Below are 19,158 nucleotides of genomic sequence, written 5' to 3'. Positions count from 1 at the left end.
GACCGGACCTCGCTCGCCACGTGAGAGAATCAGCGCGATGAGCCATTGAATTCGTTAGGCTACCCTGCAGGGGTCTCGTGACACACTCAAGCAACGGTTCACCCGCGTCGGCCGGACTGACATCGTGCAAACGGCGACGACACCGAACAGTATCGATCTGTGTGATGTGCTCTGTTGAATCCGCGGAAGGCGTCGGGATCAGGTCACTCTATACTCGGTTCAGGACCGCTACTGAGAGAATTCAGAGATGGAGTCCTGGCAGAGAGCGAGAGGATCGAGATCACTGGGTGGCTCGATCCAAATCATCGACGACAAAGAGCGAGATAAACGCGCATTAAGAGATCGTGATCCCCATGCCGTCATCGGATTCAACAGAGCAATGTGATGCAATACCAGTTATGTCGACTCACTACGGTCCAAATATATAACCCAAATTAATATCGAAACACGGGCTTGTCGCTCCGATATCGTGTAATCCGACATAAACATTTAATCTGAAGACACTATCTATATGCTATATGGGTATTGGGGACGTAGTGAGTCGGTTCCGACGGCCGGAGTACACGGGCGAAATGCGATGCGTCCCGTGTACGGTCGTGAACAGCGCTATCGGCGTCATTGCCGCCGCTGCCATTGGGGGCGTGGTCGGGGCGAACGCCGGAGTGGCAACCGGGACGGGTGTCGGTGTTATCGTGCTTGGACTATCGGCCGCGAGTATCGCGCTTCGGGGATATCTCGTTCCCGGTACGCCGACACTCACTAAGAAGTACTTCCCCGACTGGCTGCTGCGGCGGTTCGACAAGGATTCGCACACCAGGGCTGCGGTATCTGCCGATGAGAATCTCGACGTTGAGACGGTCTTGATGCGTGCGGAGGCGGTGGAACCGTGTGAGAACGTAGACGACCTCTGTCTCACCGACGAGTTCCAAACAGCTTGGAGCGATCGGTTGGAGTCCGTTCGGTCGGAGGAGACTTCGCGGGCAGAGCTGGCGGACATTCTCGGTGTCGAAGCCGACATACTGACCTTCGAAGAGTTCGGCGAGGCATTCGTGGCTTACGCCGACGAAACACAGGCCGGGCAATGGGAATCCCGGGGGGCGTTCCTCGCGGACGTGGCGGCTGCGACGGAATTAGAGGTACGGCTCGACGGATGGCAAACGCTCGGTCTCCGGCAACAAAGCCAACTCCTGTACGTTCTGCGGCTGTTCCTTGAGGAGTGTCCCGAATGTACCGGAACTGTCGCGATCGAGGAAGACACTGTCGCGTCTTGCTGCCGGTCAATCGATATCGTCGCCGTCTCGTGTCAGGAGTGTGGCGCACGGATATTCGAGACGAACCATCCCGGCGATATCGCTCGATCCGCCTGATTCGACTTCTCGCTTAACGGTACGCTTTCGAAAGAGGGGCTATCTGATGCGGATCGACATCGGTTGCGACGCGAACTGTTGCAGACCGCCCGCGGATTCTGGCCGATCAGAGGCGGAGTTGAGCGAAGGTGTTTATTCTTAGACATCCAAGCTGGAGTATGAGCAGAGCCGTCCCGCTCTCGACCAGCTTGTTGGTGGGGGTCTGCGTGTTCGCGTGGCTGGCCGGGCCGGTTCTAGAGGCCCGGTTCGGGGTAGAGGCGTTATTGGTGGTGTACGCTGCCGTGTCAGCGGGGACGGCAGCCACGGCGTATGTACTGGTCCGGAAGATCGATGTACGACTTACCAGCTCATCAGACTCGACTAGTCGTCGAACGAGCCGGGCCGGAAGCGACCAGACTGCGAGCGACGGCGACGACGAGACATCCGGGACGGTGACGGTGAGCCTCGACAATCTTGAGGACCTCGACGTGGAGCGAGAGGTCAGGCAGTTGAAAGCGGAGCGGTCGGAGGGGCCCGACGAAGATTAGTCGGCCGTGGTTCCCGATCCGATATCTAGAAGGAGTCTGTCCTCGCCGACCGCGCCAGATCGACAGTCTGACCCATCGACGTGCCGGTCCGACCTTACGCGCCGCCGTCCGTGTACGCCCAGTCGTCGAGCACGCGTTCCGCGGTCGCGTTCGCCTCGGCCGGTGTCGGTCGGTCGCCCGCGACGACCTCGTCGGCCAGCGCGCCGGCGAGCGCGTACACGGCGCCGCCGTCGGCGCGGTCGGCGACGCGTTCGAAGGTGGGGCGGTAGGTGGCGGCCGTGCGCTGTCCGGTCTCGTCGAGCGAGGCGTCGATTGCGCATTCGAGCTGGCGGACCGCTTCCTCTGGTTCCATGTGCGTCTGTCCACTCCGGGCCTACTTAAACATACTCGGATTCGGAATCGAGTTAATTGTTTGCTGCCCCTAGCGCTCGCGGGATCGACGTTTATACGCGTTCGGCGGCCGGGACGCGGGATATGGCTGACGCGGACGAGCGCGCGCTCGTCGCCGAGCGCGCGGCGCGGGCCGGGGCACGGGTCGCGACCGCTTCCTACTGTTTCGTGTCGTCGTCGACGTACCGCTCCGGGAGGAACGGCGACAGCGCGTCCGGGGCGTAGGGAGCGATCTTCGCCGCCATCTCCGCGAGATGACGCCGAGTCACCGTGTACACGGCCGCGACGAGGAGCGTGCCGAGCACGACCCGCCGGAGCGGGCCGTCGAGCAGGAGCAGGAGGGGAAGCGACAGCCCCACCGACAGCGCGAGGTCCTCGACCGCGCCGTCGTATCGCACGAGCCGCCGCGGGGCGATCCACGCCCCGTGGTAGTGGTTGTACACGGCGCGGTCGGAGTTCCCCTCCCACGGCCGCAGCTCCAGCCCGCCGCCGTACATGTCGGCGACGCTGTGGACCGCGGCGCCGAGGAGGAACAGGGCGGCGGCGACGGTCGCCGCCGACGGCGCGACCAGCGCCGCGAGGAGGGCGATCGCCGCGAACAGGCCGTAGTACACGGGGAAGTGGAGGGTCTTCCGGTGACCGACGTACATGTCGAGATCCGGGAAGAGCCCCCCGAGGAACCCGGCGACGAAGCCGATCGGCGCCAGTTCCGGGGCCACGCGTACCAGCGGCGCGGCGAGCAGCATCCCGCCGAGCACGTGGGTCGGAAGCATCATTGTCGTAACTCAGGCGACAGAACCGTATTAACGTATCGGCGGAAAGGCCGTCGCGAACGGTCGGCAGTACTCACACGTCACGGCGCTCGAACAGCGCCTGCGAGAGGATGAGCAGACCGACGAACGCGACGAGGAGGATCGCCGAGTCGATCGCCTCGAAGGAGCCCTCGATCAGGATCGGCGTGGGCTCGTAGTACTGCGTCGGGCTCAGGTACTGAATCCAGTCGTACGCCTCGGCACCGCCGACGACGGACTCGAGGAGGTACAGGACAAAAACGGTGCCGACGGCCCCTCGCTCCGCGATCGCCGCGCGATCGACGGCGACCGAGAACGCGAGGCCGATCCCCGCGCAGACGAGCAGGAACGGTATCGATAGCAGGTGCGCGAGGAACAGGTTGTCGAGGGGGATCGTCTCCCCGACGGCGACGACGAACAGGTAGATGATCGGTCCGCCGAGGGCGTTGACGGCGATCATGGGAACGAGCAGCGCGGCGAACTTCTCGACGAGCAGCCGGGACCGCGTGATCGGAAGCGACAGGAAGATGTCCATCCGTCCCGTCTCGATGTCGCTCGCAACGGTACCGCCGCCGACGTACGCGAAGTACAGCCCCAGCCCGAGCAGCCAGACGAAATTGAACACCTGTGCACCGAGGAACCCCTCGATCGTCGACAGACTCTCGATGCCGAACGCCTCCAGCATCGCCGGCGGCAGATCCCTGAAGACGTCCTCGTAGTTGACCCCCTCTAGAACGGTAAAGTACCAGACGATGAACCCGGCGTACGCCCCGACGCCGGCCGTGAGAATCGCGGCGCCGCGGAGCCGCCGTTTCCCCTCGTACCGGACCGTTTCAAACATCGTCCTCCCCCGTTCCGTCGGGTTCGTCTCCCTTCTGCTCGCCTCCGTCCCCTTCGTCTACCCCCGCTCTGCTCCCGTAGTAGTGAGTAAACACGTCCTCTATCGGCGGTTCGCCGAGCTCGACGTCTCGAATATCGTGAGCCGCGAGTTCGCGGAGAAGCGCGTTGACGTCACCGGCGTAGATGAACTGGACGCCCTCGGCGAACCGTTCGGGTCCGACGACGCCATCGAGAGCCGTTATGGCGGTGACCGCGTCGTCACTCGCGTGGACGCGAACGTGCTTTCCGCTCCGGTGGAGCAGGGCGTCGACGTTCTCGAGCTCGACGAGGGCTCCAGCGCGGAGGATGCCGACGCGGTCGCAGACGCGCCGCACCTCGCTCAACACGTGCGACGAAAAGAACGCGGTCGTGCCGCGGTCGCGCTCGTCTCGGATGAACTCGTTGAACGCCTCCTGCTTGAGCGGATCGAGTCCGGCGGTGGGTTCGTCCATGATCACGAGGTCGGGATCGTGCATGAACGCCTGCACCAGCCCGAGCATCCGTTTGTTTCCGGTCGAGTACTCCCGTATCGGTCGGTCGATCGGAGGGGTGAACAGCTCTAACATCTCGTCTCGACGAGTATCTCCTTTCATCTCGCCGTGGTAGTCGAGCACCGTCTCGCCGGTGAGTTCCTCTTCGAACCCGAGGTGTGCCGGGAGATACCCTATCCGACGCTTGGCGTCGGTCAGCGCGGCCTCGTCTTGGATGTCGGCACCGAGAACCTTCGCAGTCCCCGACGTGGGCTTTAACAGCCCCAACAGCATCCGTATCGTCGTCGACTTCCCCGCGCCGTTCGGGCCGAGAAAGCCGAACACCTCCCCTTCGTTCACGGTGAACGAAACGGCGTCGTTCGCCACCACACTCCCGTAGTCCTTCGTGAGTTCCTCGACGACGAGCGGACGAGCGGAGTCACCGGACATAGAACCACCACGCTCCGGCGGCGACGAGGATCAGGAGGACGATCAACACGCCCGCCTCGATGGGGATCGTACCGCCGGACGACTGGGTGACTGCGACGGCGACTGTCGCGGTGTCGCCAGTGACGCGGACTCCGGTGGGGTCTGTGTAGGCGATGTCGACGCTCGCCGGGTACCGACTCGCTGGCGCATCGCCGTCGACCGTGAGGTCGAACGCCACCCGACCCGTCTCTCCGGGCGCCAGCGACGGGATCACGGTCGTCCGAAACTCGCTTTCCAATGGCGCGTCGGCGGCGAGTCGAACTTCGATGTCCCGGAGTTCGACATCGCGGCGGTTCGTCACGTCAAGCCGCAGCACGTCGTCCCCGCCGGCCGCGAACTGCGGATCGACCGGCTCTACCGTCACCGCGTCTCGGCGTTCAGCGACAGGAACGCGTACCGCGTCTCGCGTCGTCCGCTCCGTGTCGGCGACGCTTCGGTAGCTCGTCGCGAGGGTCAGCTGCTGGGGGACCGAGTCGGCGCTCGCCGGGACCTCGCCGCGGAACCGGAATGCGGTGCTCTCGCCGACGGCGAGGTCGCCGACGGCGTACCGCGGACTGCGGGGGGCGAACGCCCCGTCGCCGACCGCGAGAACGACTCCTCGAACGTCGGTCGGTCCGTCGTTGCGGATCGTCCCGCGAACGCTTCCGTTCTCGCCGATGCGAAGCGTGGAGTCGTCGACCTCGACCGAGAACGACTGCTCGGCGAGCGGCCTGATCCCGACCGGTATCCCCTCTTGGGCGCCGCGGATCCCGTCCACGTCGGTGTACCGAACGGTACCTGTGAGGTCGAACGACTCCGCGGCGGCGTCTTGGCTGACGCTCGCCGGAAACCTGACCGTTGCGTTCTCTCCGGGGCCGAGTCGGTCGATCCGAGCGGTGTTCCGTTCCGTCTCTCCGAGCGCGAAGTCGGGCCCGTTCGCGACGAGCTCGACCGACAGGTCTCGGGCGACCTCTCCGCCGAGGTTAGTCACGTTCGCCGTGAGCGTTCCGGAGTCGCCGACCTGAACGTTCGTGTCGACCGTCCGTACCGCGAACCGGGGTCTGTCGTCGACGGTCACCGAGATCGACTCGGTCCGCGTCCGCGATCGATCCTGTACGACTCCGCTCCGCGGCGCCGAGAGATACGTGTGCGAGTATCGGAGTCGCACGTCGAGCGAATACGTCCCCGGCTCTGCGTCGGCGGGGACCGTCACCGAGACGGGGACCTCGCGGACCGCACCACCTCCGATCGAACCGACGGCGAACCGGTTCGTCTCGACCACGAGCGGCGAGTGATCGCTCTCAACTTCGATCACGACGCTCCGCGCGGTCGTGACGGTGTCTCTCCGGAGGTCGGTTCCCGCGTCCACATCGCCGTCGTTCGCGATCTGCACCGTGAGATCGGCCGTCGTCCCAGGCGACACGGTCGAGTCGGGGAGGTACACGTCTAACTCGGGCTCACCCCGGACGAACGGCGGCTCCTCTTGCGCGACCGCGAGCCCAGCGAGCGCGCCGGCGAGGAGCGCGACCGACGCGAGGATGGCGAGCGAACGTCGAGACATCTACGCCCTCCGACCCTCGATCGCTTCGCACTCACCGGCGAGACGTCCCGGCGGCGAGCGGAATCGATTAGTTCGTGTCATATTTCAAACTATGTCTGCCGTTATTATATACTTACTCGTGACCGAGGTGGACTGACTCCGCGGGCATCGGGCAGCGCCCTTATGCCGATGGACCCGAGTGACGGGGTATGCTCATGACGCCGGGACCCACCGCGGTCCCCGCCCCTGTCCGCGACGCGATGAGCCGCGAGCTGATCAACCCCGACGTGGACCCCGAGTTTCACCGGATCTACGACCGGCTGACCGACCGGCTCGCGACGGTCTACGGTGCCGGACAGACCGGAGCGAACGGTGCCCCGGACCGCGATGTCGTCGTCCCCGGCGGCGAGGGCATTTTGGGGCTGGAGGCCGCGATCGCCTCCCTGGTCGAGCCCGGCACCGAAGTGCTGTGTCTCTCGAACGGGCTCTACGGCGACGGCTTCGCCGACTTCGTCGCGGACTACGGCGGCGAGGCGACGCTGGTCTCGACCGACTACGACGATCCCCTCCCGCTCGCGGAGCTGGAGTCGATCCTCGACGACGACCACGAGTTCGAGGTCGCGACGATGGTCCACTGCGAGACGCCCACGGGAACGCTCAACGACCTCGGGCCCGCGCTCGACCTCCTCGAAGAGGCCGACGGGGAGATCCTCACCGTCGTCGACGCCGTCTCGTCGCTCGGGGGCGTCCCGGTGCCGACCGACCGGGTCGACGTGTGCCTGGGGGCCTCTCAGAAGTGTTTCAGCGCGCCCCCGGGGCTCACCACCGCCGCGATCAGCGACCGCGCGTGGGCGGCGATGGACGAGCGGGACCCGCACTCGCTGTACACGAACTTCCTCCCGTGGCGCGACACCGACGAGGGGTTCCCGTACACCCACCTCACGACCGAGGTCGTCGCGCTCGACGCGGCGCTCGGGCTGTGGCTGGACGAGGGGCTCGACGCGGTCCGGGAGCGACACCGGACCGCGGCGGCGCGGTGTCGCGAGCGCGGCGCGGAGCTGGGGCTGGAGCCGTATCCGGACCCCGAGCGCAGCTCGCCGACGGTGACAGCGTTCGAGGTGCCCGGACGGGCCGAGGAGCTACAGACCCGCCTCCGCGAGGACCACGACGTGCTCCTCGCGACCGGGCTCGCGTATCTGGCCGACGACGTGCTGCGCGTCGGACACATGGGCCACAACGCGCGGGTCGAGCGGGTGGACGAGGCGATGGACGCGCTTGAGGAGGTGTTGTAAGAGGTAGGTGGATCGGTCGCGGGTGAATCCGGGTTTGGTTGGTTCGTGCGTTTATAAGGGGCTGTTGCTGGCTGATCGTCGGTGAGGACCTCCAAAGCCCCACTCGTCTCACCCGTCTAGCACCGCTCCGCACCTCACTCCTCCCCAGCCTCGTCGCTGGCGGCTTCGCCGCCAGCGACTCCCTCGCGCCGTCGGCTCACGGCCCTGCGGGCCGCTCGCCGGGACACGCCACCGCATCGATCATTTATAAGCGATCCACTCCCTCACCGCGTTTTCCCACGTGCTCCCACGCGAGGTGCGCGGCGATCCCGAGCAGGAACGCGACGCCGAGGTTCGTCGCCAGCGCGACGAGGCCGATCGCGACCGAGAGGGCGACGTTCTCGGAGTCGACGGCGTTGCGCGCGAGCGAGACGGCGACGATCGCGAGCAGCGCGCCGAGCATGGCTACCGGGAACGCGCCGAGGAGCGCCGGCGTCGCGAAGGGGACGGCGACGAGGTAGCCGACGCCGAGCACGACGTTCGCGCCGCCGGTCCGGGCGCCGAACGCGTGCTTGCCCGCGACGCCGTCGCAGCCGTGACACATCGGAATCGCGCCGAACGGCACCGCGATCAGGTTCGTCGCGCCCATGCTCGCCGACAGCTCGTCCGGCGTCACCTCGGCGTCGAACAGGTCGGCGAAGAGGAGGGAGGTCGCCAGCGCGGCGTTGCCGATCGTCATCGCGAGCTGCGCGGCGATCCCGTCCGCCGTGCGCCGGGTGACCGCCCCGGAGAGCACTTGGAGAGACAGGTCCGGCGGCACCCCGGGCCACCGCGGCGCCGGGATTCCGGCGGTGACGAGCGCGATCAGCACGCCGACGACCGCCACCGCGAGGGCGCTCGCCTTCCCGTGTCCGGCGAGCGCGGCCGCCGCGGCGATCGCCACTCCCGCGACCGCGAGGACCGGGTCGCCGAGCGCGAGGTCGACCCCGGTTTCGAGGAGGACGAGCCCGACCGCGAACTGCACCCCGCGGATCACCGGCTCGCCGATCCAGCGCTCGACCCGCGCGAGCGTCCCCGAGAGCCCGATCGCGAGGAGGAGGACGCCGAGGACGAGTCCGGCGAGCGCGAGCTCCGCGTACGTCAGCGCGCCCGCGATCGCCAGCGCCGCGAGCGCCTTCATCGGCTCGACCGACACCGGGAGCCCGTACCGGACTCCCCAGACGATCTGAAAGACCCCGAACCCGACGAGCGCGTGCGGGAGCGACACGTCCGTCAGTAGCGCGAGTGCGACGACAAGCGGAATAACCGTGATCGAATCCCCTATCGCTCCGGTCAGCGCTCCCGACCCGAATCCGACGCCTCTCTCGCCCGATCGTTGAACGGTTTCCACGGACGGAACGGTCTCTGCGTCCGATCGACTTGAGCGTGTTCAGAAACCGCCGGCGATCACGTCCGTTCGAAACGTGCCGTGTTTCGGTTACCTCTCGGGCTCGGCGTCGAACGTCGGATCGTCCTCGTTGATCATCGGGCAGTCTCGGACCCTGAACTCGTCGAACCCGACGGCCTCCAGGATGGTCGTTCCCTCGTGGTCGCAGGAGACAGTCGGCGGCGCCGAGAAGTGCGGGCACTGCTGGCAGTAGGTCCGCTTCGAGATCACGCGCTCGACGCCGGCGCCGAAGCCCCCGCCGAGGTCGGTTCCAGTCGCGTCCGTCTCCGAGACTCCGACGCCGAGCTCGCCGACGCCGCCCGCAGTGCCCTCGTCGAGCGACTCCCAGATGTCCTCCTCGGCGACGCTCCCGACGTCCATCTGCTCGAACGCGTCGCCGAGGTCCGCGTCGGTCTCGGCGGTCGCCGGGCCGAGTTCGTCGAAGGGGTCGTCCGATCGGGCCCGATTCGTGTCCGCGGCGGAACCGAATCCGGACGCGTCGTCGTCACGGCCCGCGTCGACGGGGCCGTGACTTCTCGGCTCCTCCTCCGTCTTGGCCTCCACCTCCGCCTCGGCCTCCTCCCCTATCTCGGCCTTCCACCCAGTCTCAGTCTCCCCCCTCGTCTCGTCGGAGGTCTCACTCTCGTCGAAGGTCTCGCTCTCGGCGCCGGTATCGCTCTCGGGAACGGCTTCACCGGACGCGTCCCCCTCGGATGCGTCTCTCCCGGACGCGTTCTCGTCCAACCGGGCGAAGGGGTCGTCGATCTCGTCGGCGTCGCCGATCGACTCGTCGTCGAACAGCCCGTCCGCGTCCTCGGTCGTACCCGCGTCGTCGGGGGGAGTCGACTCGTCGTCGCTCACGAACCGCCACCTCCGCCGGCGTCTCGGGTGCTCACGCCGGACTCGTCTTCGGTCCCCGCTCCGTCGCCGGCGACGCCGGGCCGCTCTTCGTTCACCTCGCCGTCGAGCGCCGGCTGGTCCTCGACGAGCAGCCGCGAGGTTCCGAGGAACCCGGCGTTCGGCTCCAGGTCCCCGAACCGGCGGCCGCAGTGGGGGCACTCCGGCGCCGTCAACAGCCCGAGGTCGACCGTCTCGCCGCAGTTCTCGCACGTGGCCTTCCGGACCCCCTCGCGGTTTGCGGCGGCCGCCAGGGCGTCCAGGCGTTCTCGGTCAGCGCGGTCGCGCTCCGCCGCCTCTAACCGGCGTCGGACCCTGACGATCGCGCTCGCGACTCGCGAGAGCTTCTCCTCGACCTCGTCGAGGTCGCCGACGCGGTCGTCGAGCGCCTCCAGATCGTCCACCCGCGCTTCGAGGTCGTCGAGCCCCTCGGTCCGAGCCGCTCGCTCGTCGACCTCGTCGATCCGAGACTCGACGCTGGCGAGCCGGTCGTCTAAGTCGTCGAGCGTCCCCTCGACCGCCTCGCCGACGGTCGCCGTCGCGGCCGCCTCGGCCTCGACCTCGTCGACGCGGTCGGTGACCTCGTCGAGGCGCTTGCCGACCGCGTCGAGGTCGGCCGCAATCGCGTCCAGTCGCTCGGCCGTCTCCGCGTGCTCGTGGTCGGCGGGCGCCTTCGACTCCAGCTCGCGATACAGCTCCACGAAGCGCTCTCGGAGGTCGTCGATCTTCTCGTCGACTTCGTCGTCGACGTCGTCGAGCCGCGCCTCGATCGCCGCCACCTCCTCCGCGTCCGGGACGTCGATCCCCTCCGCGTCCGCGAGCGCGACGAGCGCGCGCTTCAGCAGCTCCTCGCGACCGACACCGGCCTCGTCGGCAGCGGCCTCGATCGCGGCGTCGACCGTCTGGTCGGTCGGATCGAGGTCGCTCATCGCGGATCCTCCGTCATCTACGCTCCCTTTCGGGAGGAGACTTAAGTAATCTGTCGCGTCGTTCTCCGGATCGATACTCGGGCGGGCCTCGGTTTAGCGCAGTCGCTGGCGCGGCCTCACCGGATCTTGCGCACGTCGCTGATGTCGAATCCCCCCTCGTGGATCTCGGTCTCGAACCGGACGATGTTCTCCGACTCCAACTGCGAGAGCACGCCGCGGAACTCGCGGACGAACATGGTCCGTGCGCGCTGAGACCCCCCGCTCTCCCACGAGAACTGCAGGGTGCCGCCCGCGGCGTCCATCAGCGCGCCGAACTCCCGGTCGGTGATCGAGTCGGTGTTCACCAACACGAGGATGAGTCCGCCCCACTCGTAGGCCGCCTTCTTGAGCCCCTTCATCACCATCGTCACGTCGCTCCACTCAGTGTCCTCGTCGACCATCGAAACGAGGTCGGTGACGGAGTCGATACAGACGAGGCTGTCGTCGGCGTGCGCGGACAGGTAGTCGCCGAACGCGGTGAGCACGTCCTCGTACTCGCCGCGGTCGCCCAGCTCCGTGATCGACGTCGTCTCGTCTTCGTACCAGTCGCGCGGGATCGGGCTGAGCTGGAAATACTCGGGCGAGAGGTCCCGGAACTCGATCCCGCCGATCGCGGCGTCGACGATCTCGTCGGCCATCGTGTACCCCATCTCCCGCGTGATCGCGTCGGTGTCGGCGGTGAAGGAGATGTAGTGGACCGCCTCCGGAAGCGTCGCCCCGGCGGGGAGGTCACCGTAGTAGAGGTCGAACAGCTCCGGGTCGGCGTGTCCGAGGGCGTTCATCGCCGCGCTGGTGTACAGGAACTCGCGCGCGCCGGCGCCGGACTCGCCCGCGAGCAACACGACGTTCCCCGGCGGCGCTCCGCCCTCGAGGATCGAGTCGAGCCGGGCGACGCCGAACGGAAGACTCGGCATACCCCGTATGGGGAGGGCGCTCCGCTTAGTGTTGTTGCTCGTACGCGGTCAGCGCTCGCCTCACTCCCGGCCGCCGTCGCCCCCCGTCACCCGCGCCCCATCACCCGCCCCCCGTCACCCGCTCCCCCGTCACCCGCCCCCCGTCACTCGCGCCCCGCCGTCCGCCGCCTCGACGATCGAGACCGACCCCTCCACGCCCGCCTCGTCGAGGGCGCACTCCCCGGCCTCCGCGGCCGCGGTCGCGTTCGCGGCGTCCGTGACCCCGTATACGGTCGGCCCCCACGACGACTGCCCGGCCCCGAACACGGCCGCGGCGTCCGACAGCGACGCCACCACGTCGCCGACCGGCGGGCGGTAGACGCCGCCCTGCTCGTCGGCGTACCACGCGCCGTTGAGCCGGCCGATCTCCGCGACCGCGGCGCCGAAGCGCTCGGCGTTCCCCGCCGCGATCGCGGGGAGCACGCGCCGGGTGACGATCCCCCCGATCCGGTCGGCGAGGCCGGGCTCCGCGCGCTCGACCGCGGTCCGCATCGCGTCGTCCTCGGCGTCGCCGTTCCGGCCCGGGTCGGCGTCCGGGCGCACGAGCAGGAACCGCCAGTCGTCGGGGACGGCGTGGCGGGCGGCCACCGGCGGCACCGTCCACTCGCCGTCGGCGGGGCGGTCGGTGGTGAACCGCGCGGTGGGGTGGCCGGCGTCGAGCACGAACCCGCCTGCCTCGAAGGTTGCGACGCCGACGCCGGAGCGCCCGCCGCGACCGAGCGCCGGGGCANGGTGAACCGCGCGGTGGGGTGGCCGGCGTCGAGCACGAACCCGCCTGCCTCGAAGGTTGCGACGCCGACGCCGGAGCGCCCGCCGCGACCGAGCGCCGGGGCGCGCTCGCGGACGCGGGGCTCCTCGCCGTGGGCGGTCGCGACCGCCGCGAGCGTCGCCGCGGCCAGCTGGGTGCCGCTCCCGAGCCCGGCGTGACGCGGGAGCGTCTCGCGGACCGTGACCCGGGCGCCGTCGACGCCCAGCAGGTCGGTCGCGGCGGCCGCGTACTCGCGGGCGTCTCGGCGAACGCCGTCGCTGGCGGCGAGCTCGCCGACGTCGACAGTCACCGCCGCGGCCGGCTCCGCGTCGACGACCACCCGCGGCTCCGCGAGCCCGAGCCCGAGGGCGCCGTACAGCCGCTCGTGCGAGAGGCTGAGGTTACAGAAGCCGAAGTGGAGCCGGGCCCCGGCGCTCGCGCGTGCCATGGATGTCGTCGGTTTCGGGGGCGACTGATAAAGGGTGCGTGACTGTGGCGGGCCTTGCCCCGGTATGTGGATCGTGACTCGGATCGCGACTCAGGTAGATGCGTTCGCTTATAAACGGTTAGCGGCGGATCGACGGAGAAGACCTCCAAAGCCCCAGCCACGAGGATGTCGCACGCTCGCTGCGCTCCTTGCGGTGCTTGCGTCGCCTCCGACATCCTCGTGGCAGCGAGGCGCTTCGCGCCTCTGGCAGCCGGCGGCGTCGCCGCCGGCGACTGCCCCTTTGAGTCCCACCCGCACGGCACCGCACCGCGCCTCACGCCTCCCCAGCCTCGTCGGACCGGCGCGGCTGCGCCGGTCCGACTCCCTCGCGCGTGCACCTCGCGCCCTCCGGGCGCTCGGCGGCACGCGCCACTGCACATCTATTTATAAGCGATCACTCCTGCCAGTCCGGGTTCGTCCGCGGCGGCGAGAAGATATCGTAGCCGACGACCGGCTCGTCGGTGTCGTTGTGCGCCGCGTGCGGTTCGCCGCCGGGAATCACGTACGTGTCGTCCGCCTCGACGACGCGCTCCTCGCCGTCGACGACGAAGGTGATCGCCCCCTCGGTGATCGCGCCGACCTGCTCGTGGGGGTGGTCGTGTTCGGGGACCTCGGCGCCGGGCTCGATGACGAACCGCTGGATGCTCGTCTCGTCGCCGGCGGCCCCCTGCGTGAGGAACACGCCGTCGATCGCTTCCACCGCTTTCACGTCCGCGTCGGGGAGTACGTCCATGGCGGATACCGGACGGCGATCGGCTTAAACCGCGGTGGTCGAGCGCACCGCCCAGTGGGCGCGCCGGGACGACCCGACGGTCACGGGAACGGGTGGTACGCCTTCTCCAGGTCCGGCTCGAACCCCATCGACCGGGGCACGTCGCGGGCGCGGTCGCCGAAGAACGGGTCGCCGGTAAAGAGTGGCTGCGCGCCGGGGACGAGCACGCGGACCGCCTCGAAGCCGAGCGCGGCGAGGTCACGGGTCGTCGTCCGGGCGACGTACGGCTCCAGACCGACCGTCTCGACGCGGTCGACGACGGCGGCCAGCTCGTCGGCGCCCGACAGCTCCGGCTCGCCGAGCGACTCGGCCGGGACGCTCGCGTCCGGGTCGAAGAACGCCCGCGTCTCCGCCGGAAAGTCGGCGTGGCGACCGATCGCCGCGCCCTGCTCCGCGGCCGCGTCGGGCCCCATCGAGCGGAGTTCGGTCCAGTTCTGGAGCGCCTCCGCGAGCGCGCTCCGGGCCGCTGCGGCGGGGTCGAGGTCGGCGCCGGAGCCCGCCGCGAACCGGGGCCAGTCGCCCTCGCGGTGGACGCCGACCGCGACGACGGGAACGTCGACGTCGGTCGTGACGAGGAGGGGCGTCACCGACAGCGACTCGGCGCGGGCGCGCTTCGCTAACTCCGCGAACCCCTCGTCGTCGACGTCGATCCCGAGGGGGTCGACCGTCGAGTACCAGCTGGTCATCGTCGCGTCGCGCTCGACGACCTCGTAAAGGCCCGACAGGGCCGCGTGCGGCCCGGAGTTCCCGAGCCCGAGCCCGGTCGTGATCGAGGGTCGGTACCGCTTTTCCGGCGGCGGGAAGTGAACGAACTCCGCCGGGAGGCTCGCGGCCTCGCCCGTGCCGAGGCCCTCGCCGGTCACCCACGGGAGCCGGTCGTCGCGGGCGTACGACTCCGAACTCTCGGGGCGGACGAACGCGTCGGGCGTCACCGGATTCGAGACGTTCGCCGCAGGCGCGCGCGTGAACGACTCCTCGCGGTAGATCCCGGCGGCGTACCGCTCTAACCCCTCCCCGAGCGCCTTCATGAACGCGGCGTCCCAGCCGGCGTCGACGCCGCCGCCGAACTCGGCCGCCCGCGCGTCGGAGAACTGCGTCGTGTCGGCGACGCGCGCGACGTAGTACGGCACGGGGAACGACTCCTGTTCGCCCACCTCCGAGAGCGGGCCGACCCGAGGGTCGACCGCCCGCTCCGCGCGGTCGACCGCCTCCGACAGCGACCGCTCCTCCCCCTCGCGGGGCAGCGCGTCTCCCGGGTCGGCGCCGCAGTCGCAGCCGGGGACCGGGAGGAGGGTCCGCTCGCCGCCCGGCACCTCCGCGACCGTGTCTGCGACCGGATCGCCGGCGAGCAGCCGGATGACGCGCCGACCGGCGAGCGCGCCGGCGTAGCGCACGGCGGACCGGCGGCCGGCCGGCGCGTCGGCCGCCTCGGACCCGCCGCTGGCGACGCGTGTCCCGAGGCAGTCGTAGCAGGTCTCGTCGAAGACGCTCACCGCGGCGTCGACCGACTCCAGGGGGACGCCGCCGAGCCCGCCGACCTCGATCGCGACCCAGCGGTCGAGGTGCTCGTCGGCGGTCGCGAAGGTCTCCGAGCCGGCGGTGTCGACCACGACCGCGAGGTCGAACCCGTCGAGCAGCCCCTCCTCGACGGGCATCACGTTCACGTCGACGTCGCCGAGCGCGGCCGAGACGGCCTCGACCGCGGGGCCGTCGCCGACAAGTCCGATGTCCATGTCACCTCCAAGGCGAAGGGGCGAAAAAAAGCCGCGGGTGACGGTGTCGGAACGAGGCGCGACCTGATGTCGGGGCTTCGACCGATCAGGACAGCATCTCCGAGACTTCGTCGGCGAGCTCGCCGGCGTCGAGGTCCCGGAGACGATCGTCGCCGAGCTTGAGCCGGAGGCGGGGGCGGCCGACGTCGATCGGGACCTTCTCGGTGTCGATGATCCCGAGGTCTTCGAGCCGGGTCTTCGTGCGGGAGAACGTCGCCTTCGAGGCGATCCCCACGTCTTCGCCCCACTTCGAGATGTCGTACAAGAGCACGTCGTTCTTCGCGGCGACGAGCAGGGAGACGGTCACCTCGTCGAGCCCGCCGTCGTCGCCGCGGGCGGAGTCCATCGCGGCGAGCACGGCGTCGAAGTCCTCGCGGGTCGCCTCGCCGATCTCGGTCGCCATCGTCTCCCGGACGCGGCTGATCGCGGGAGTGCGGAGACCGTAGGTCTCGGCGGCGTCGAAGGCGACGCTGTGCGTCTCGAACACCTCGTCGACGAACTCCTCGTCGTCCGAAGCGAGCGCGGCGACGTGGTCGTCGGTGCTCACGAGCACGACGGCCCGCGACGGGGAGACGAACAGCGCGTTGTCGACCGCCTCGTCGAGGATCCGAAGGTCGAGCGTGCCGTCGGCGACGAGGTCGGCCGCCTTCGACGCGACGAGGAAGTCCTCCATCACGCCCTTCAGCGTTCGTTCGTCCACGAGCATCGACATCTCCGGCAGGTCGTCTCGACCGATCGCCGCCTCGACCAGCGATACGATCGTCTCCGCGGAGGGGTCGACGACGAGCAGTTCCTGATCGTCCCCCGAGAACGCCGCGTCGAGGACGTTTTCGACGTCTGCCTCCAGTAAATTCGACACCATTTATCTCCTCGGATAAAAGCCAGTTGCGTATTTAATATTAACGGGATTGCGAGAGTGAACAACGGAGTTTCAGCGTCCGAAACCCTTGAGAATAGCCGATCCGGTGTTTTTATTGATTCAATTCCGAACGAGGCTCCACCAGCGCGAACGTGACGCGACCGCGAGGGCTGGCGTGACGCGACCGCGAGGGCTGGCGTGACGCGACGTGCGAGACCCGGGGCACCGACGTGACGCAAGGATTAATGCGCGATCGGACGGGGGTTCCTACATGGACTACGAGCACGTCCGGGAGGTCGACCCCGCGGTCGCCGACGCGCTGGCCGGGGAGCGCGACAGGCAGGAGCAGACGCTCGCGATGATCGCCAGCGAGAACCACGTCAGCGAGGCGGTGCTGGAGGCGCAGGGGAGCGTCCTCACGAACAAGTACGCCGAGGGCTACCCGGGCGGGCGGTACTACGCCGGCTGCGAGTACGCCGACGAGGTCGAGGAGCTCGCGATCGAGCGCGCGAAGGAGCTGTGGGGCGCCGACCACGTCAACGTCCAGCCGCACTCCGGGACGCAGGCGAACCAGGCCGTCTACTACTCGGTGTTGGAGCCGGGCGACAAGATCCTCTCGCTGGACCTGAACCACGGCGGCCACCTCTCGCACGGCCACCCCGCGAACTTCACGGGCCAGATCTACGAGGTCGAGCAGTACGAGGTCGACGCCGACACCGGCTACATCGACTACGAGGGGCTCCGCGAGGCGGCCGAGGAGTTCGAGCCGGACATCGTCGTCTCCGGCTACTCCGCGTACCCGCGCACGGTCGACTGGGAGGAGATCCAGGCGGCCGCCGATGCGGTCGACGCCTACCACCTCGCCGATATCGCCCACATCACCGGGCTCGTCGCCGCCGGCGTCCACCCCTCGCCGGTCGGGATCGCCGACTTCGTCACCGGCTCCACGCACAAGACGATCCGCGCCGGTCGCGGCGGGATCGTGATGTGCGACGAGCAGTTCGCCGACGACATCGACAAGGCCGTGTTCCCCGGCGGGCAGGGCGGCCCGCTCATGCACAACATCGCCGGGAAGGCGGTCGGGTTCAAGGAGGCGCTCGACCCCTCGTTCGAGACCTACGCCCAGAACGTGGTCGACAACGCCGACGTGCTCGCCGAGACGCTGCAGGAACACGGCTTCACCCTCGTCTCCGGCGGCACCGACAACCACCTCGTGCTGGTCGACCTCCGCGACTCGCACCCGGACCTCCCCGGGGGCGACGCCGCGGACGCGCTCGCGGCCGCGAACATCGTCCTCAACGGGAACACGGTCCCCGGCGAGACGCGCTCGCCGTTCAACCCCTCGGGGATCCGCGCGGGCACCGCCGGGCTCACCACTCGCGGCTTCGACGCGGACGCGATCGAGGAGGTCGGCGACCTCATCTACCGCGTCGTCGACAACGTCGACAGCGACGACGTGATCTACGAGGTCGGCGAGCGCGTCGTCGAACTCTGCGAGGAGCACCCGCTGTACGAGTAGTTCCCTCGCCTCGACCGACCCCGGCCGCCGGACCGAATCCGTACGTACAAAGTGGGGGCGGCTCCGACGGGTCGATATGGCTGACTCGTCGTTCCTCGCAACACGCCTCGACCGCGACGCCGTACCCCTCGCGGTCGGCGACCTGATCGCCCTGATCGTCCTGTTGACGATCGGGGCGCTCAACCACAGTACCGTCGAGTTCCTCTCCGCGAACCCCCTCTACCTGCTCGAAGTGTACGCGCCGTTCCTGATCGGGTGGGTCCTCGTCGCGCCCCTGATCGGCGCGTACTCGGCCGGCGCCGTCGAGACCGCAAAGTCGTCGGTCCCGCTCGCGATTCGATCGTGGATTCCGGCCGCGATCGTCGGGCTGGCGCTCCGAGAGTTCGTCTTCCGCGGGAGCGCCGCCATCACGTTCGCGGCGGTCATGATCGTCCTCGGGTCGGTCGTGCTCGGCGGCTGGCGCGCGCTGTACTTCAAGCTCCGGTAGGCGGTCGCGGTCGCGTTCCGATCGGCCTGGCCGTCGCCTCGATCGCCGTCTCATCGGTGTCGATCCCGTCTCTCCCTCGTTCGTCGCTTCGAGCGTCCTCTGTTCCCGCCGCTCGCCGCCCCGTTACGACCCCCGACCCCCGCCCGTCGCGCCCGCGACGAACACATCTGTATAACTTACGAGCCGCTTCGAAGTGATCAGTCGAGGTGTCACACCGAACCCTGAGAAAGATTTAATAGCGATTTTGCGGTAGTATCATCCGGATCATGACTGGGTACTACGACTACGTTCTCGGGCTCATTCCGGCCGCGCTGATCGGTGTGACCGCCGTATTGAACCTGGTCGGGCTGTCGTTGACGGCGGCCCTTCCCGGGGGCGCCCTCGTCGCGGGAGGGGTCGTGGCCCACGCGATGTTCGTCAAGGCCCCGGTCGCGGGCGAGGGGAGCGCCCGGAGCGACCAGCCGGTGAGCGGCTCGGTCGGGCGCTCGACCGCTCCGGGGCGCGGCCGATCGGCCGGGCGTTCGCGGACCGGCGGCGCCGACTGACCCACCCGCGCGTCTCGGTACG

Annotated in this window: 18 protein-coding genes and 2 pseudogenes; 6 read left to right on the top strand and 14 right to left on the bottom strand. The window is 68.8% G+C overall.

What is annotated here, in order from left to right; translation table 11 throughout:
• Positions 1-518: 518 nt before the first annotated feature.
• Both C471_RS04880 and C471_RS04875 read left to right on the top strand, forming a co-directional pair.
• Positions 519-1,367 (top strand): hypothetical protein, encoded by an 849-nt coding sequence (locus C471_RS04880; protein ID WP_049908970.1) that lies wholly within the window; start codon positions 519-521, stop codon positions 1,365-1,367.
• A 158-nt stretch (positions 1,368-1,525) separates the two neighbouring features.
• The gene (locus C471_RS04875; protein ID WP_004046931.1) at positions 1,526-1,894 is read left to right on the top strand and encodes a hypothetical protein; all 369 of its coding nucleotides are present in this window, start codon (positions 1,526-1,528) and stop codon (positions 1,892-1,894) included.
• A gap of 94 nt (positions 1,895-1,988) precedes the next feature.
• Here the strand turns inward: C471_RS04875 and C471_RS04870 are convergent, their stop codons facing one another.
• The 5 genes from C471_RS04870 to C471_RS04850 form a co-directional block, all read right to left on the bottom strand.
• Positions 1,989-2,246, bottom strand: coding sequence for a hypothetical protein (locus C471_RS04870; protein ID WP_004046930.1), 258 nt, complete (start codon positions 2,244-2,246; stop codon positions 1,989-1,991).
• A gap of 196 nt (positions 2,247-2,442) precedes the next feature.
• On the bottom strand, positions 2,443-3,060 hold the full coding sequence (locus C471_RS04865; RefSeq protein WP_049908969.1) for a hypothetical protein: 618 nt from the start codon (positions 3,058-3,060) through the stop codon (positions 2,443-2,445).
• 70 nt (positions 3,061-3,130) lie between these two features.
• Entirely contained in the window at positions 3,131-3,916 is a 786-nt protein-coding gene (locus C471_RS04860; RefSeq protein WP_004046928.1) for an ABC transporter permease, read from the bottom strand.
• Positions 3,909-4,874, bottom strand: a complete 966-nt coding sequence (locus C471_RS04855; protein ID WP_004046927.1) for an ABC transporter ATP-binding protein — start codon at positions 4,872-4,874, stop codon at positions 3,909-3,911. The genes C471_RS04860 and C471_RS04855 overlap by 8 nt, the downstream gene beginning before the upstream one ends.
• Entirely contained in the window at positions 4,864-6,453 is a 1,590-nt protein-coding gene (locus C471_RS04850) for a COG1361 S-layer family protein (RefSeq protein WP_004046926.1), read from the bottom strand. The genes C471_RS04855 and C471_RS04850 overlap by 11 nt, the downstream gene beginning before the upstream one ends.
• A gap of 188 nt (positions 6,454-6,641) precedes the next feature.
• Between C471_RS04850 and C471_RS04845 the strand changes: the two genes are divergently transcribed.
• Positions 6,642-7,724, top strand: a complete 1,083-nt coding sequence (locus C471_RS04845) for a pyridoxal-phosphate-dependent aminotransferase family protein (RefSeq protein WP_004046925.1) — start codon at positions 6,642-6,644, stop codon at positions 7,722-7,724.
• A gap of 244 nt (positions 7,725-7,968) precedes the next feature.
• Here the strand turns inward: C471_RS04845 and C471_RS04840 are convergent, their stop codons facing one another.
• The 9 genes and pseudogenes from C471_RS04840 to tbsP all read right to left on the bottom strand — a co-directional run bounded on the left by C471_RS04840 (position 7,969) and on the right by tbsP (position 16,588).
• Positions 7,969-9,093: a putative sulfate/molybdate transporter gene (locus C471_RS04840; RefSeq protein WP_004046924.1), complete on the bottom strand. Its 1,125-nt coding sequence runs from the start codon at positions 9,091-9,093 to the stop codon at positions 7,969-7,971.
• Positions 9,094-9,180: 87 nt separating this feature from the next.
• The gene (locus C471_RS04835; RefSeq protein WP_004046923.1) at positions 9,181-9,990 is read right to left on the bottom strand and encodes a hypothetical protein; all 810 of its coding nucleotides are present in this window, start codon (positions 9,988-9,990) and stop codon (positions 9,181-9,183) included.
• Complete coding sequence (locus tag C471_RS04830; protein WP_004046922.1) at positions 9,987-10,955, bottom strand: hypothetical protein; 969 nt, start codon at positions 10,953-10,955, stop codon at positions 9,987-9,989. The genes C471_RS04835 and C471_RS04830 overlap by 4 nt, the downstream gene beginning before the upstream one ends.
• Before the next feature lie 116 nt (positions 10,956-11,071).
• Entirely contained in the window at positions 11,072-11,908 is an 837-nt protein-coding gene (locus C471_RS04825) for an RAD55 family ATPase (RefSeq protein WP_004046921.1), read from the bottom strand.
• Between the two features lie 129 nt (positions 11,909-12,037).
• Positions 12,038-12,682: pseudogene (locus C471_RS17955) on the bottom strand (beta-ribofuranosylaminobenzene 5'-phosphate synthase family protein); the annotation flags it as partial.
• 8 nt (positions 12,683-12,690) lie between these two features.
• Positions 12,691-13,143 (bottom strand): annotated as a pseudogene (locus tag C471_RS17950) (GHMP family kinase ATP-binding protein); the annotation flags it as partial.
• Between the two features lie 433 nt (positions 13,144-13,576).
• Entirely contained in the window at positions 13,577-13,915 is a 339-nt protein-coding gene (locus C471_RS04810) for a cupin domain-containing protein (RefSeq protein WP_004046920.1), read from the bottom strand.
• Positions 13,916-13,995: 80 nt separating this feature from the next.
• Positions 13,996-15,687: a YcaO-like family protein gene (locus tag C471_RS04805; RefSeq protein WP_004046919.1), complete on the bottom strand. Its 1,692-nt coding sequence runs from the start codon at positions 15,685-15,687 to the stop codon at positions 13,996-13,998.
• Positions 15,688-15,772: 85 nt separating this feature from the next.
• Positions 15,773-16,588 carry a transcriptional regulator TbsP gene (tbsP, locus tag C471_RS04800; protein WP_004046918.1) on the bottom strand — a complete coding sequence of 272 codons (816 nt, stop codon included), beginning with the start codon at positions 16,586-16,588 and terminating at the stop codon, positions 15,773-15,775.
• Between the two features lie 268 nt (positions 16,589-16,856).
• On the opposite strand from tbsP, the gene glyA reads away from it, so the two are divergent.
• The 3 genes from glyA (at position 16,857) to C471_RS04785 (ending at position 19,136) form a co-directional block, all read left to right on the top strand.
• The gene (glyA, locus tag C471_RS04795) at positions 16,857-18,104 is read left to right on the top strand and encodes a serine hydroxymethyltransferase (RefSeq protein WP_004046917.1); all 1,248 of its coding nucleotides are present in this window, start codon (positions 16,857-16,859) and stop codon (positions 18,102-18,104) included.
• A gap of 76 nt (positions 18,105-18,180) precedes the next feature.
• A complete protein-coding gene (locus tag C471_RS04790) occupies positions 18,181-18,591 on the top strand; it encodes a DUF3054 domain-containing protein (RefSeq protein WP_004046916.1) in 411 nt (136 codons plus the stop codon).
• Positions 18,592-18,857: 266 nt separating this feature from the next.
• Positions 18,858-19,136: a hypothetical protein gene (locus C471_RS04785; protein ID WP_004046915.1), complete on the top strand. Its 279-nt coding sequence runs from the start codon at positions 18,858-18,860 to the stop codon at positions 19,134-19,136.
• Positions 19,137-19,158: the final 22 nt, after the last annotated feature.

Origin of the sequence: Halorubrum saccharovorum DSM 1137 (assembly GCF_000337915.1) — an archaeon.
In the GTDB taxonomy this organism is placed as follows: domain Archaea; phylum Halobacteriota; class Halobacteria; order Halobacteriales; family Haloferacaceae; genus Halorubrum; species Halorubrum saccharovorum.
This window is presented reverse-complemented; position numbering and strand designations above follow the sequence as displayed.